At 63.6% G+C, this 14,350-nt stretch carries 15 protein-coding genes; 10 read left to right on the top strand and 5 right to left on the bottom strand.

Features of this window, described 5'->3' with window-relative positions; genetic code table 11:
• Nucleotides 1-1,623, bottom strand: a complete 1,623-nt coding sequence (gene ccoN / locus AC5ZG1_RS29020) for a cytochrome-c oxidase, cbb3-type subunit I (protein ID WP_165435430.1) — start codon at nucleotides 1,621-1,623, stop codon at nucleotides 1-3.
• Between the two features lie 448 nt (nucleotides 1,624-2,071).
• Nucleotides 2,072-2,782 carry a cyclic nucleotide-binding domain-containing protein gene (locus AC5ZG1_RS29025; RefSeq protein ID WP_456646881.1) on the bottom strand — a complete coding sequence of 237 codons (711 nt, stop codon included), beginning with the start codon at nucleotides 2,780-2,782 and terminating at the stop codon, nucleotides 2,072-2,074.
• 173 nt (nucleotides 2,783-2,955) lie between these two features.
• Between AC5ZG1_RS29025 and AC5ZG1_RS29030 the strand changes: the two genes are divergently transcribed.
• The 4 genes from AC5ZG1_RS29030 to AC5ZG1_RS29045 all read left to right on the top strand — a co-directional run bounded on the left by AC5ZG1_RS29030 (nucleotide 2,956) and on the right by AC5ZG1_RS29045 (nucleotide 4,573).
• Entirely contained in the window at nucleotides 2,956-3,273 is a 318-nt protein-coding gene (locus AC5ZG1_RS29030) for a c-type cytochrome (RefSeq protein ID WP_130228540.1), read from the top strand.
• A 99-nt stretch (nucleotides 3,274-3,372) separates the two neighbouring features.
• Nucleotides 3,373-3,645, top strand: coding sequence for a hypothetical protein (locus tag AC5ZG1_RS29035; protein WP_130228541.1), 273 nt, complete (start codon nucleotides 3,373-3,375; stop codon nucleotides 3,643-3,645).
• Between the two features lie 4 nt (nucleotides 3,646-3,649).
• Nucleotides 3,650-4,126, top strand: coding sequence for a phage holin family protein (locus AC5ZG1_RS29040; RefSeq protein WP_496134813.1), 477 nt, complete (start codon nucleotides 3,650-3,652; stop codon nucleotides 4,124-4,126).
• Nucleotides 4,127-4,162: 36 nt separating this feature from the next.
• Nucleotides 4,163-4,573 carry a hypothetical protein gene (locus AC5ZG1_RS29045; protein ID WP_496134814.1) on the top strand — a complete coding sequence of 137 codons (411 nt, stop codon included), beginning with the start codon at nucleotides 4,163-4,165 and terminating at the stop codon, nucleotides 4,571-4,573.
• A gap of 269 nt (nucleotides 4,574-4,842) precedes the next feature.
• Here the strand turns inward: AC5ZG1_RS29045 and AC5ZG1_RS29050 are convergent, their stop codons facing one another.
• Nucleotides 4,843-5,415 (bottom strand): TetR/AcrR family transcriptional regulator, encoded by a 573-nt coding sequence (locus tag AC5ZG1_RS29050; RefSeq protein WP_496134815.1) that lies wholly within the window; start codon nucleotides 5,413-5,415, stop codon nucleotides 4,843-4,845.
• A gap of 210 nt (nucleotides 5,416-5,625) precedes the next feature.
• On the opposite strand from AC5ZG1_RS29050, the gene AC5ZG1_RS29055 reads away from it, so the two are divergent.
• The gene (locus tag AC5ZG1_RS29055; protein ID WP_496134816.1) at nucleotides 5,626-6,024 is read left to right on the top strand and encodes a RidA family protein; all 399 of its coding nucleotides are present in this window, start codon (nucleotides 5,626-5,628) and stop codon (nucleotides 6,022-6,024) included.
• A 167-nt stretch (nucleotides 6,025-6,191) separates the two neighbouring features.
• Here AC5ZG1_RS29055 and AC5ZG1_RS29060 read toward each other — a convergent pair whose 3' ends face one another.
• Nucleotides 6,192-8,900, bottom strand: coding sequence for a bifunctional acetate--CoA ligase family protein/GNAT family N-acetyltransferase (locus AC5ZG1_RS29060; protein WP_456646878.1), 2,709 nt, complete (start codon nucleotides 8,898-8,900; stop codon nucleotides 6,192-6,194).
• 236 nt (nucleotides 8,901-9,136) lie between these two features.
• Between AC5ZG1_RS29060 and AC5ZG1_RS29065 the strand changes: the two genes are divergently transcribed.
• Entirely contained in the window at nucleotides 9,137-9,862 is a 726-nt protein-coding gene (locus AC5ZG1_RS29065) for a CBS domain-containing protein (protein WP_456646877.1), read from the top strand.
• A 76-nt stretch (nucleotides 9,863-9,938) separates the two neighbouring features.
• On the opposite strand, the gene AC5ZG1_RS29070 is transcribed toward AC5ZG1_RS29065, so the two are convergent.
• Entirely contained in the window at nucleotides 9,939-10,358 is a 420-nt protein-coding gene (locus AC5ZG1_RS29070; protein WP_456646876.1) for a CBS domain-containing protein, read from the bottom strand.
• Between the two features lie 200 nt (nucleotides 10,359-10,558).
• Between AC5ZG1_RS29070 and fixL the strand changes: the two genes are divergently transcribed.
• The 4 genes from fixL (at nucleotide 10,559) to AC5ZG1_RS29090 (ending at nucleotide 14,094) form a co-directional block, all read left to right on the top strand.
• The gene (gene fixL, locus AC5ZG1_RS29075) at nucleotides 10,559-12,088 is read left to right on the top strand and encodes a sensor protein FixL (RefSeq protein WP_496134817.1); all 1,530 of its coding nucleotides are present in this window, start codon (nucleotides 10,559-10,561) and stop codon (nucleotides 12,086-12,088) included.
• Nucleotides 12,078-12,695 (top strand): response regulator FixJ, encoded by a 618-nt coding sequence (gene fixJ, locus AC5ZG1_RS29080; RefSeq protein ID WP_456646874.1) that lies wholly within the window; start codon nucleotides 12,078-12,080, stop codon nucleotides 12,693-12,695. The genes fixL and fixJ overlap by 11 nt, the downstream gene beginning before the upstream one ends.
• 87 nt (nucleotides 12,696-12,782) lie before the next feature.
• On the top strand, nucleotides 12,783-13,184 hold the full coding sequence (locus AC5ZG1_RS29085; protein ID WP_028167431.1) for a response regulator: 402 nt from the start codon (nucleotides 12,783-12,785) through the stop codon (nucleotides 13,182-13,184).
• 211 nt (nucleotides 13,185-13,395) lie between these two features.
• Nucleotides 13,396-14,094, top strand: a complete 699-nt coding sequence (locus AC5ZG1_RS29090) for a helix-turn-helix domain-containing protein (RefSeq protein WP_496134818.1) — start codon at nucleotides 13,396-13,398, stop codon at nucleotides 14,092-14,094.
• Nucleotides 14,095-14,350: the final 256 nt, after the last annotated feature.

Below are 14,350 nucleotides of genomic sequence, written 5' to 3' on the forward strand. Positions count from 1 at the left end.
TTATTCCGCCGGCTGCAGCGCGAGCGGCGTGGTGACTTCCACCTCGCCTACCCGCACCGTCATCCAGAGGTTATAGGCCATGATCAGCGAGCCGATCAGGAACAGCGCGCCGCCTGCGGCGCGGATGATGTAGAAGGGATGCATCGCTTCCACGGTCTCGATGAAGGAATATTCGAGGAAGCCGAGCGAGGTGTAGGCGCGCCACATCAGGCCCTGCAGGATTCCCGAGACCCACATCGCGGAGATGTAGAGCACGATGCCGATGGTCGAGATCCAGAAGTGCCAGTTGACGAGCTTCAGGCTGTACAGTTGCTTGCGGCCCCACAGCCACGGCACCAGGCAATACAGCGCGCCGAAGGAGACGAAGCCGACCCAGCCCAGCGCACCGGAGTGAACGTGGCCGATGGTCCAGTCGGTGTAGTGGCTCAGCGAGTTCACCACCTTGATCGACATCATCGGGCCTTCGAAGGTCGACATGCCGTAGAACGCGACCGAGACCACCAGCATGCGCAGCACCGGATCGGTGCGTAGCTTGTCCCACGCGCCCGACAGCGTCATCAGGCCGTTGATCATGCCGCCCCAGGACGGCATCCAGAGCATGATCGAGAACGTCATGCCGAGCGTCTGCGCCCAGTCCGGCAGCGCCGTGTAGTGCAGATGGTGCGGGCCGGCCCAGATATAGAGGAAGATCAGCGCCCAGAAGTGGATGATCGACAGCCGATAGGAATAGATCGGCCGCTCCGCCCGCTTCGGAATGAAGTAGTACATGATGGCGAGGAAGCCCGCGGTCAGGAAGAAGCCGACCGCGTTATGGCCGTACCACCACTGGAACATCGCATCCTGCACGCCGCCCCAGGCGATGTAGGACTTCGAGCCGAACACCGACACCGGAAGCGCCGGGTTGTTGCCGAGGTGAAGAACGGCGATGGTGACGATGAAGGCGAGATAGAACCAATTGGCGACGAAGATGTGCGGCTCCTTGCGCTTGATCACCGTCGCCAGAAACACGAGGAGATAAACGACCCAGACGATCGTCAGCCACAGGTCGGAGTACCATTCCGGCTCGGCATATTCCTTCGACTGCGTCACGCCCAGGAGATAGCCGGTGCCCGCGACCAAGATGAAGAAGTTGTAGCCGAGCACCACGAACCACGGAGCCAGATCGCCGGCGAGCCGCGCCCGGCAAGTCCGCTGCACCACATAGAAGGAAGTTGCAATCAGAACATTGCCGCCAAAGGCGAAGATCACCGCCGAGGTGTGCAATGGACGAAGCCGGCCAAAGCTGGTCCAGGGCAGATCGAAATTGAGCCAGGGCCAGGCGAGCTGGCAGGCGATCAGGAGTCCGACGGTAAATCCGGCAATGCCCCAGAACATCGCCATGAACGAGGCGAACTTGATCGGGCCGAGATTGTAGTTCGGCTTGCCGTTGATCTCCTGCGGCGGCAGCTCCGCCGGGCGATCGAAATAGCGGTTAAGGATTGCGAAGGCGGCAGCGCCGCTGGCCACCGCGGCGAGCGAAGCATGGAAGGCAAACGGCGCATCCAGCGCCTTGGCCGCGGCGAAGGCGCAGAGGAAGGCCGCCACCGTGAAGAATAGCGTCAACCCGGCTTCGCCGTGGGTCATCCATTTCGTGGATTGAACTTGCTGCATGTTTGATTCTCTTTGCAGGGGCCTTGCCCCATCAGCCCAGCTTTGGCCGCCGCGTCCTTGATCGAGATCAACCGACGGCTACCGATCAGAAAGGACGATGCTTGCGCACTTCCGGCGCCGGCTGCCGCGCCCCCGGTGCGTGAACACTCGCCCAAGCGAGCACTCCGGCGAAAACCACGAAAACTGAAACGACGGCTGCGGAAACCAAAATCGAGTCGACGGGCATAGCGACCTCCATTGAAGCTCGCTCGAATATCGTCGCTCGCGGGGAACAGTCTTTGACTTCGATCAAAAATGAGAGAGGACGCGTGTCGCATCTACGCTCGTCATGCCCGGGCTCGACCCGGGCATCCACGGTCTTCGCTCCGCTCTGAGAAAAAAGCGTGGATGGCCGGGACAAGCCCGGCCATGACGCAGCACGCTAGGCCGCTGACAGCGCCTCGGCGCGCGCCGCATCGAGCAGGCTGATGCCGCCCGTAAGAATACGGATGATGCCGTCGCGCTCGAGCTTGGTGAAGGTGCGGCTCACTGTTTCGATGGTGAGTCCCAGGTAATCGGCGATATCGAGCCGGCCCATAGGCAACGGCAGCACGTCCCCGACATGCCCTATTTCGGCGAGCCGATCGCGCCAGCCGATCAGGAAGCTCGCAACCTTCTCTTCGGCGGAACGGCGTCCGAGCAGAACCATATGCTCCTGCGCCCGGATCAATTCGCGGCCCGCCAGTTCGTTGATACGGCGCAGGAAGCGAGGCCGGTTCTCGGCGAATCGCGAGAAGCTGGCTCTGGAGAACTGGCAAAGCGATACCGCGCCTACCGCATCGGCGGAGAACTCATACTGCGGCGAGCCGGCAAGTCCGAGGAAATCGCCGGGCAAGACAAAGCCGATGATCTGCCGGCGGCCATCCGGCAACAGCTTATAGAGACGCAGGACGCCTTCAAGCACGCTGAAGAACGACGTCGCCATGGTCGCCTGCGCAAACACCGTCGTCCCGGGTTCGCACTGGACATGGCGCGACAGGTTCGCCAGCTCCCATACCTCGGTCTTGTCGAGCGCGGCGCAGATCGCAAAGCCCCGCACCGCGCAATCGGTACAGGTTTGCCGATGAGAACCTTCCAAGAGAGAAACCTTCACGCGTCGCTCCGAATGACCGCCGGCAGGCGTCCTTATGCCGCCCGGCGGAGTCAGCGCAGTGTACCGTCCACACCGCCGGGGTGTTGATGCAGATCAATCGCCCCACCATTGCAAAGCTAATTTCAAAACCGTCGCTCCACCCAACGCGGAGCTTTTTGATAGATGGGGCCGTAATGCTGCAGTCCGCCGCACGCCAGGTTTTCATTGCGATCGTGCTGACGACATCGGCGCTTGCCGCTTCACCGTCCGAGCAGCGCGGCCGGACGTTCGCGCTCAACAATTGTGCCCGCTGCCACTCCATCGACAAGGTCACCAAAAGCCCGCTCAAGATCGCGCCGCCCTTCCGCACCCTGCACAAGCGTTATCCCGTCGAGAGTCTCGCGGAGGCGTTCGCGGAAGGCATCCAGACCGGACATCCGACGATGCCGGAGTTTCGGCTTGACCCGGACCAGATCCACGATCTGCTGGCCTACCTGAAGACGCTGGAATAGCGCGACGGCGCCTCGCCTCGCCGCGAGAGTTGACGCAAATCAACCACGGCATGGCGAGCGCCGATAACAGTTCTTCATGATGCAACAGGGATGAACGAGATGTTCAACACGACCCATCTGAACGACGAACTGCAAGCCCTGAAGATCGATGTGTCGCGCCTCTTCAACACGACAGGTGAAGGCATACGCGACACCGCAAGCGCGAGCGCCGACGCCTTCACCACGCGCATCAAGGAAGCGCTGGAGGAACTGAGCGAGGTCCTGAGCGGTGAAGACACTCAGGTCCGTCAGTTGATTTCGGAACGGCCGATCACCTCGCTTGCCTCCGCCTTTGCGCTGGGCGTGGTCGTCGGCTTCGCAATGCGGAGGTAGCAAAGTGAACACCGAAAATATCGTCAGACAGCTACGCGTACTCTGGCGCAGCGACAGGATCATCGCCGATATCCGCCTGCGCCACCTCCTGATCGGCGTTGGCCTGCGGGCCTTCGCGGGCCTGATTGCGGCATTCGGTCTTCTGATGTTCGAACTGTCCGCGTATTTCGCACTGGTCCAGGTCTGGAGCGCGGTCTCGGCCGCGGCGATCCTAGGCGCCGCCAACTTCGCCATCGCGGCGATCCTGTTTGCCCTCGCGCTCCGGCCGCCGTCAGGCCGCGAGCTCGACCTCGCCAGCGAGATCCACGGCGCTTCCGTCGAGGCGCTTCAGGTCGAGGCACGCGCGATGCAGTCGCAAGTCTCCGGACTAGTGCGCAATCCCCTGAACGGAATCCTACCGGTGCTGGTGCCGCTGATCGGCATCATCATCAACAGCCTGAAGAAACCCGCGGCCGGGCACGCCGCGAAGGACCACGCCTGACGCCGCACACCGCGCGATCGAACCGAGTAGAGCAAGATGACAACCGCACCCCAAAAGCCGATCCTCAACACCTCCCTGCCGCCGCAGTTTCGCAAGATCCGCCTCGAGCTCGCGCGCGAGCCTGATCATCCCGAAGGCGCTGCCGGCGCCGGCTATGTGATGGTCGCGCCGCTCGACGACGACTACAGGATCGACCAAAAGCTGTGGCGGGCCAACCGCGAGGCGTGCCGGGTGGTCCGGCTCCGGCCCGACGAGGAATACATCCTCGGCCATCTCGTCCACCACCAGGGCGGCGGCTGGGTCCTGCATTATGACGGCGCACCCGGCACACCTGATGAGATCGGCTTCCACTTCAAGGACGAGCACTTCGTCGCGGGCGAATACGTCTCGATCGGCGAAGGCGACAAGATGCACACCTATCGCGTCACGATGGTGTCGCGGCTCTGATCCCACCTCGCCCCGCTTGCGGGAAGAGGTCGAAATTCAAGCTACGCTTGAATTTCGGGTGAGGGGGAGCCCTCCACCACCTCATCTCCCTCCGTATACGCGGATACAGCCCCTCACCCCGACCGTCTCCCCGTAAGAACGGAGAAAGGGAGAGGTGGCAGCTTCGATCCCCTCACCGCCTCTTTCACCTCACAGCGCCCGCTGTGAAGCGACCGTTCACGCGCCTGCCGACATGCCCGAGCTTCGGATGGACTGCAACATCGTGACGCTCATCCCTTGCTCTGCAGCAAACCGCCCGCGAGATGTCGGAAGGCTTCGACAGCCTTTGCAAAGACCGCGCGAGGATCGTCGGCTGCGGCAATCCAGAGCGAGGCGTTGAGCGCCGCTCCGTTGAGCAGCCGGGCGGCAGCTTCCGCATCCATCGACCTGACCGTTCCGTCATCGATGAGCGCCTGGATCGTTTGCGTCGTCGTCCGAAGGCATGCAGTCTGGTTAGGCCATTGCGATGGATCGCCAAGCACGGCTGGCCCGTCCAGCAGCATGATGCGCTGAATCTCCGGCTCCAGAGCCATCTCGATATAGGCGATATTCGCCGCTAGAAATCCAAGCCATGGGGTGGTCGCCTGTTCTTGTACGGCGCGCAGCCGTGCCACCATTTCTGCATCGATCTGGTCGATCACGGCCTGCAGCAAACCCTTCTTGTCGCCGAAGTTGTGGTAGAGCGCGCCTCGCGTCAGGCCGGCTTCGGCAGTCAAATCGTCCATCGACGCCGCCGCATAGCCTTTGGCCGCGAAAGCCTTCCGTGCCGCTCGAACAAGCTTGGCCCGAGTTTTCTCCACCATCTGCGCACGTCGTCTCGCGACCACCGCCAGCTCCTAAAAAGACATACGTCACGTATGTGTATTGACATACGGCGCGTATGTTCGGATATAGCGACATACGGGGCGTATATCAACGAGTTCCCGACGGCGCAGAGACGACCTGAAACACCCCAGGCGAAACAACGTCGCGTGGGAGGACTGGCCATGCCTCGTTTGAACAGGAGCAAAGCAATGACCAAACGCGATGCAATCTTTCCTGCCAGTCGGCAGGCGCTCTACGAAATCAACCGCTATTCGGCGGCGATCCGCTCCGGCGGATTTCTGTTCGTCTCGGGCCAGGTTGGCAGCCGCGACGACGGGTCGCCCGAGCCGGACTTCGAAAAGCAGGTGCAGCTTGCCTTCGACAATCTCACGCAAGTGTTGAAGGCCGCCGGTTGCACGTTCGACGACGTCGTTGACGTGACCACGTTCCACACTGACCCGGCCGCGCAATGGGAGAAAGTCACGGCCGTTCGACTGAAAGCAATCGGCGAACAGCCCTACCCGAACTGGACCGCGGTAGGCGTGAACTGGCTGGCGGGCTTCGATTTTGAGATCAAGGTCATCGCGCGCCTTCCTCAGGCCGCCTGATCGATTGGCAGCGATCGGCGACAAGATGCACACCTATCGCGTCACGATGGTGCCGCGGCTTTGATAACTCCGTAGCCCGAGTGAAGCGCCAGCTAACCCGGGCCCGCTCGCAACACTGCCACGGCGGCCCCGGGTTACGCGTTCCGCTCCACCGGGCTACGAAGCTGTCACAGCGCCAGCTTGACGTCACAGAGACCGTGCTCGAGAGGATCGGCCTTCACCTCGAAGCCGAATTTCCGGCACATATCGAGCATCACGATGTTCTCGGTCAGCACCTGGCCCGAAATCGCCTTCAGCCCTTCCGATCTCGCGTATTCGATCAGGAGCTGCATCAGCGCCCAGCCGAGCCCCTTTCCCTTCAGATCCGTGCGCAGCAGGATCGCATATTCGCCGCTTTCATAAATCGAGTCGGAATGAATCCGCACCACGCCCAGGATTTCCTGGGTGCTTTCGTCGACCGCCACGAAGGCCATCGCGCGTGCGTAGTCGAGCTGGGTGAGCCGGGCGATGAACTCGTGGGAGAATTCCTTGATCGGCGCGAAGAAGCGCAGCCGCAGGTCCTCAGCCGTGACGTGCCGCAGCAAGTCGTGGATCTGCGGCTCGTCTTCGGGCCGGATCGGCCGCGCGAAGATACGTCGCCCGTCGATCAAGTGTCCGTCACGGTCCGCAAGCTGCCGCTGCCATCGTGACGGATAGGGCCTGACCGCAAAGTTGCTGAGCCCGGGCCCCGCAAATTTGCGCGGCACGATGCCGACCGCAACGCGCGCATCGACCACGAGCACGCCGGCCTCGTCCGCCAGCAGCGGATTGATGTCGAGCTCCCTGATCTCGGGGAGATCCGCCGCCATCTGCGCGAGCTTGACCAGCACGGTCGCCACCGCATCCGGCTTCACCGCCGGCACGTCGCGATAGGCGCGCAGCAGCCGCGACACCCGCGTGCGCTCGATCAATTCGCGCGCCAGCCGCATGTCGAGCGGCGGCAGCGCCAATGCCTTGTCGTTGATGATCTCGACCGCGACGCCGCCGCGGCCGAACACAACCACGGTGCCGAAGGTCGGATCGTCGGCGAGGCCGAGAATGAGCTCGCGCACCTTCGGCCGCACGATCATCGCCTGCACGATGACGCCGGAAACCCGCGCGTCCGGCCGCAGCGCCGTGGCGCGGCCCAGGATCTCGGCGGTGGCCACGCGCACGGCATCAGGCGTGGTCAGATTGAGGATGACGCCGCCGATATCAGACTTGTGCACGATGTCGCGCGACATGATCTTCAGCGCGACCGTCATGCCTTGCGCGAACAGGGTGTTGGCATACTTGACCGCCTCCTCCGCATCGGCCGCGAGATAGGTCTCGACCATCGGGATGTCATAGGCTTCGAACAGCCCTTTGATCTCCATCGGGTTGAGCCACTGGCGTCCGTCCGAGATCGCAGCGGTGACGATCTTGCGCGCCGCCGGAGCGTCAGGCGTAAAGCTCTCCGGCATCGCCGGCGGCACCTGCGTCAGTTCCTCCACGACCTCGCGATGCCGCACCAGGTGCATGAAGCCGCGCACCGCGTCGTCCTCGGTGATGTAGTTCGGAATCCTGTTGCCGCTGAAGAGGTCGCTGATCGCGCCGTTGGCGCCGACCCACACCGCAAGCACCGGCTTGGCCCCCCTGCCCCGCTTCTTGCGGTGCTCGGTCACGATCTTGGCCACGGTCGAAGCAATCTCGTCCGGCGCGGCAATCGCGGTCTGCACATTCATGACCAGGACCGCGTCATTGCCGGGATCGGCGAGCAGCGCCTCGAGCGCCACGGCGTAACGTGAAGCCCCGGCATCGCCGACGATGTCGACAGGGTTCGAGCCGGACCAGGTCGGCGGCAGGGCCGCATCGAGCTGCGCGTGAGTGTTTGGCGTGATCGTCGCCGGAATTCCGCCGAGCTCGACCAATCGGTCGATCGCGAGCACGCCGAGGCCGCCGCCATTGGTGAGCAGCGCCAGCCGCTTGCCCGGCGGCGAGGCCACGCGCGCCAGCGTCTCGGCGCAGTCGAACAATTCGCGCAGATCGGAGACCCTGAGCATGCCGGCGCGGCGAAACGCGGCATCATAGACTGCGTCCGAACCGGCGAGCGCGCCGGTATGCGTCGCCGCCGCTTTCGCGCCCTGCGCCATGCGGCCGGACTTGACCACGACCACCGGCTTGATCCTCGCCGCGGCGCGCGCCGCCGACATGAATTTGCGCGCGTCCTTGATCGACTCGACATAGAGCAGGATCGCGTGCGTTGCGCCGTCGAGCGCGAAATAATCCAGGAGATCGGCGATATCGACGTCGAGCTGATCGCCGATCGAGACGATGCCGGAAAATCCGACCACGCGCTGCGCGGCCCAGTCCACCATGCCGGCCGCGATCGCGCCCGATTGCGAGATCAGCGCGAGGTTGCCCGCCGCTGGCAGATGCGTCGAGAAGCTGGCATTGAGACCGACGCTGGGCGCCATGATGCCGATGCAGTTGGGGCCGATCAGCCGCATGCGATGCTTGCGCGCCGCCTGTTCGGTGGCCTCCGCGAGCGACCCCGGGCCGTGGCCCAGTCCGGCGGTGATGATGACGGCGCCGATCGCGCCGCGCTGGCCGGCATCGTCGACGATCCCGGGCACGGCGGCAGCCGGCGCCGTGATCACGACGAGCTCGGGCACGAATGGCAATTCGGCGATGCTGCCGACCGTCGCAACGCCGGCAATCTCGGCATGGCGCGAATTGACCACACCGAACTGGCCCTTGAACTTGCCGCCGGAAATATTCTGCACGATGGCGCGGCCGACCGAGCCCTCGCGCGGGCTGGCTCCGACGAGCGCGACCGAGCGCGGCGACAGCAGGTGATTCAATCTGTAAGTGGACATGCTCTGCTTCCGGACCTTCGGCCGGCACTGGCCGTATCGAGGTTACGAGGCGATGGCGCTGCGATGCGACACCGTAACCAGCCATGGTGGCCGGCCCATGACGAATAGTTCCTGTTCCGGAGTCGGCCTTGCGTTTGCTCAATTCCGACGGGCCCGAACGCGTTGACCTGCCTCAAACGCCGGGCCTACGGTACGGCTAGGCTGCGACTATCAACCGCATCAAATGGAACAAGCCCATGCGCGCCCATCAGATCATGACCCGCCCGGTCATCTCAGTCACGCCTGAAACAACCATCGTCGATGCAGCCAACCTGATGCTGCAACGGCATATCAGTGGACTACCAGTCGTCGCCGCCGGCAAGCTGGTCGGCGTCATCTCCGAGGGCGACTTCCTGCGCCGCGGCGAGATCGGAACCCAGCGCAAATACGGCCGGTTCCTGAAATTCCTGCTCGGCCCCGGCCCGGCCGCGACCGAGTTCGTTCGCGAGCAGGGCCGCAGGGTCGCCGAGATCATGACCTCGGATCCGATCACGGTCACCGAGGAGACATCGGTCGAGACGATCGTCGCGCTGATGGAGAAGCATCACATCAAGCGCCTGCCGGTCGTTCGCGGTGACGAGATCGTCGGCATCGTGTCGCGGTCCAACCTGCTGCAGGCGGTGGCAAGCCTTGCCCGCGATATCCCCGATCCGACCGCCGACGACGACCACATCCGCGACCGCATCATCGCTGCGCTGGAGAAAGCGGATTGGTGCCCGTTCGGCCTCAGCGTCGTCGTCCGCGACGGCATCGTGCACTTGAGCGGCGTCATCACCGACGAGCGCAGCCGCCAAGCCGTGGTGGTCGCCACCGAAAACGTCGCCGGGGTGAAGAAGGTCCACGACCATCTCTGCTGGGTCGAGCCGATGTCGGGATTCTATCTGGCTTCGCCCGACGACAGGGAATGGGCGAAGACGGGCTAAAAAGCGCCAGCCCTTCGCAGCGTGACGACGGGCGGTCGTCACGCTGCAATTCCTTCATGAAAATTGAAATCGGGAATCAGCCGGCGCAGTCGCGCAGGGCGCGCATCACGTCTTCGCGAGAAATAATGCCGGCGAGCCGTTCGCCCTCGAGCACCGGTATGCTCCGCAGCCGGTGATTGACCATCAGTTCGAGCACCCGCGTCAACCGCGTCTCCGGCACCACATAGATGAATTCCGACGTCATCACGTCCGCGGTCGTTTTCTGCATCAGATCCTCATAGCGCGGCAGGATGCGCGCCGGCGTGAAGACGAAGCAGGACAAGAGGTCGAATTTGGAGACCATCCCCACCACCTGCGTCCCGTCGACGACGGGATAGGTGTTGAAGTCCTCCTCCTCGAAACGTTCGCACAGTTTGGCCATCGTCATCTCGCGCGAGACCGTCTTCGGCTCGCGCGTCATGTAGTCGGCGGCGGTCAGCTCGAGAAATTTGTACAAGGCGAATCCTCTGTCAGCTTCTTCATTTAAGCCAGCCGCCCCGCTGGCATATTGACCGAAGTCAATCACCGAACCTGCCGCGGGTCACGGCGACCGCGGGACGAAGCCCCTCCTCCCCTTGAGCAGGACTGGCCAATCGGACCATAATCTGCCAGACACTATACGAATCCGCCCGCGGCGGCGAAGAACCGGAAAAGCGTTTGACTGGCCTCGACCCTCCCCCTTCCGATGACTGCGCCCCCGATCGGCGCTTTCGGCTCGGCGCCGAGGGAGCCGGGATCGGCGGCTGGGATATTGATCTGTCGACCAAGGAGCTCGCCTGGTCGACCACCGCGCGCAGGCTGTTCGGCGTTCCCGATAACGCGCCGATCAGCTACGAGTTCTTCCTCTCGCTGCTCGGGCCCGATGACCGCGAACGCACCGAACAGGCGATGTCACGCGCGGCCGAAAGCGGCGAGCCCTTCGACCTCGCCTACCGGTTGATCCGGAATGATGACGGCGACCGCTGGGTGTGGCTCCGCGGCAGCCTGACGCGGGACAAGACGTCCGCGCACCTTTCCGGCATCGTGCTCGACATCGATGAGGAAAAGCGGCATGAGGAGGCCCTGCGCACGCGCGAAGGGCACCTGCGGTCGATCCTGGAGACGATCCCCGACGCGATGATCGTCATCGATGGCCGCGGTACCATGCAATTCTTCTCGAGCGCGGCGGAACGGCAGTTCGGATATGCCGAGCAGGAGGCGATCGGACAGAATGTCAGCATCTTGATGCCGGAGCCCGACCGCTCTCGCCATGACAGCTACATGGCACGCTACCTTACGACCGGCGAGCGCCACATCATCGGCATCGGCCGCATCGTGACCGGCCAGCGCAAGGACGGCACCACCTTCCCGATGCATCTGTCGATCGGCGAGATGCAGTCCGGCGGTGTGCCCTATTTCACCGGCTTTGTCCGCGATCTCACCGAGCACCAGCAGACCCAGGCGCGGCTGCAGGAATTGCAGTCGGAGCTCGTCCACGTCTCGCGCCTCAGCGCAATGGGCGAGATGGCGTCCGCGCTCGCCCACGAGCTCAACCAGCCGCTCGCCGCCATCAGCAACTACATGAAAGGCTCGCGCCGCCTGCTCGGCGCGAGCGATGACCCGAACCGCGCCAAGATCGAGAACGCGCTGGATCGCGCCGCCGAACAGGCGATCCGCGCCGGGCAGATCATCCGCCGGCTGCGCGACTTCGTTGCCCGCGGCGAGTCGGAAAAGCGCGTCGAACGTCTCTCGAAGATGGTCGAGGAAGCCGGCGCCTTGGGCCTTGCTGGTGCGCGCGAGCAGGACGTGCGGATCCGCTTCAACCTCGATCCGCGATATGATCTGGTGCTGGTCGACCGCGTCCAGGTCCAGCAGGTGCTGGTCAATCTGTTCCGTAATGCGCTGGAGGCGATGGCGCAGTCCGAGCGGCGCGAGCTGATCGCCTCGAACCGGCCGGTCGACGAGGACATGATCGAAGTGTCGGTGTTCGACACCGGCCATGGATTTCCTGACGACGTGGAGAAAAACCTGTTCCAGACCTTCTTCACCACCAAGGAAACCGGCATGGGCGTCGGGCTGTCGATCAGCCGCTCGATCATCGAGGCGCATGGCGGGCGGATGTGGGCCGAGTCCAATGACGCGGGCGGCGCGACCTTTCGTTTCACGCTACCGGCGGTACCGAACGAGAGTTTGACAGATGGCGCGTAGGGGAAATGTCTACGTCATTGACGATGACGAGGCGATGCGGGATTCGCTGCAATTCTTGCTCGACTCGGCTGACTTCGACGTGCGCCTGTTCGAATCGGCGCAAGCCTTCCTGGACACGCTCCCCACCATCGAGTTCGGCTGCGTGGTCTCAGATATCCGCATGCCCGGCGTCGACGGCATCGAGCTCTTGAAGCGCGTCAAGGAAAGCCGCGGAGCTTTCCCGGTCATCATCATGACCGGCCATGGCGATGTCCCGCTCGCCGTCGAGGCGATGAAGCTCGGCGCGGTCGACTTCATGGAAAAGCCGTTCGAGGACGACCGGCTGATCGCGATGATTGACGTCGCGCTCCGCCAAGCCGAGGCCGGCGCCCGCGACGAGGCCGCGACCCAGGACGTCGCCGCCCGCATCGCCTCGCTCAGCCCGCGCGAGCGGCAGGTCATGGACGGGCTGGTGGCCGGGCTTTCCAACAAGATGATCGCCCGCGACTACAATATCAGCCCCCGCACCATCGAGGTTTACCGGGCCAATGTGATGACCAAGATGCAGGCGAGCAGCCTTTCGGAATTGGTCCGCCTGGCCATGCGGGCCGGGGCGCTCAAGGATTGAGCTGAATCAAGCCGACCGGCGTCGAGAGGCTTATAAACGGAGGTTGATGGACCGGATGGCCGGCCCGGAAGGCGGATAAAAGCCGTGATGCCCGCACCCACCAGACCCCCTCTTGTCTACGTCGTGGACGACGATACCGACGTGCTCGGCTCGCTGCGTTTCCTCCTGGAAACCGACGGCTTCTATGTCCGCACCTTCCGCAGCGCCGAGGCATTGCTGAACGCCATGACCATGGGCGGCGCCGACTGTTTCGTCATCGACTACAAGATGCCGAACATGAGCGGCATCGACCTCGCCGGGATTTTGCGCCAGCGCGACGTGGACACTCCGATCATTCTGATCACCGGCTATCCCGATGCGACCATTCCGGCCAAGGCCGCGGCCGCCGGCATCCGCCATGTGCTGCACAAGCCGCATGTCGAGGACAGTCTGTCCACCCGCATCTGGGACGTGATCAAGACGGACCGATCGACCGCTCACGCCCCCTAGCCTCGCAGCCCGGGTGAAGCGCAGCGCAACCCGGGACACCTCCATCCCCGTCTACCAGCGACCCCCCGGGTTACGCTGGCGCTCCACCCGGGCTACGGTCCGGCCATCTACGTAACTTTACTTAGGGGCCAGCCCTTAAGGCATGGAGCGAAATTTCCGAGTTCGCTTGTTCCGCGTACCAAAAGCCATCCGCTGCACAGGAGATGGCTCAATGCTCACCCAGTCGCCCGCCACCGCTTCCCTCAATATCAACCGGCCTGTCCCGGGCGGCCCTGCGCCTACCGAGCCATTTTGCGGCCTGGCCGGACATGCCGGCCTGATTGCGATCGAATTCACCTACCGGAAGGATGAGGAAATCTACGGCGAGGATGAGCCAGCGGAATACGTTTACCAAGTGGTCCGCGGCGCGGTCCGCACCTACAAGCTGCTCTCCGACGGACGGCGCCAGATCGGCGCGTTTCACCTGCCCGGCGACGTCTTCGGGCTCGAGTCCGGCGCCAAGCACCGGCTGGCGGCGGAAGCCATCATCGACACCACGGTGCGTCTGGTGAAGCGCCGCAGCCTGGAACAGGCCGCCGGCACCGACGTCCAGGTCGCCCACAAGCTCTGGACCATGACGGCTGGTGATCTCAAGCACGCCGAAGAGCACATGCTTCTGCTCGGGCGCAAGAGCGCCATGGAGCGGGTCGCCAATTTCCTGCTGGAAATGGATCGCCGCCTTGCTGTCGCCGGCATGGGCATGATGGCGCTGCCGATGTGTCGCCGCGACATCGGGGATTATCTCGGACTGACACTGGAGACGGTCTCCCGCGCGCTGTCGCAACTGAACGACGAAGGCGTGCTCGGCTTCTCCGGCGCGCGCCAGATCGTGCTGCGCAACCGCCAGCGCCTGCGCAACATGGATGTTTGATCCGGGTCAGGTCGTCGCCCAGGTGAAGCGAAACGCAATCCGGGACATCTGAATCAATCTCTACGAACGTCCCGGGGGTACGGTGCTTCACCTCTCCCATAGGGAGAGGTCGGCGCAACGCGCCGGGTGAGGGGTTTCGGTCCCTCGATGGAGCATATCCCCTCACCCGGATCGCTGGCGCGATGAGCAACCGGCGACATAGGTAACAGTTCAGACCGACGACATAGGTAACACAATTCTCGTTTCGTTCAGGTCT

The sequence above is a fragment of the Bradyrhizobium sp. Leo78 genome, assembly GCF_059512425.1.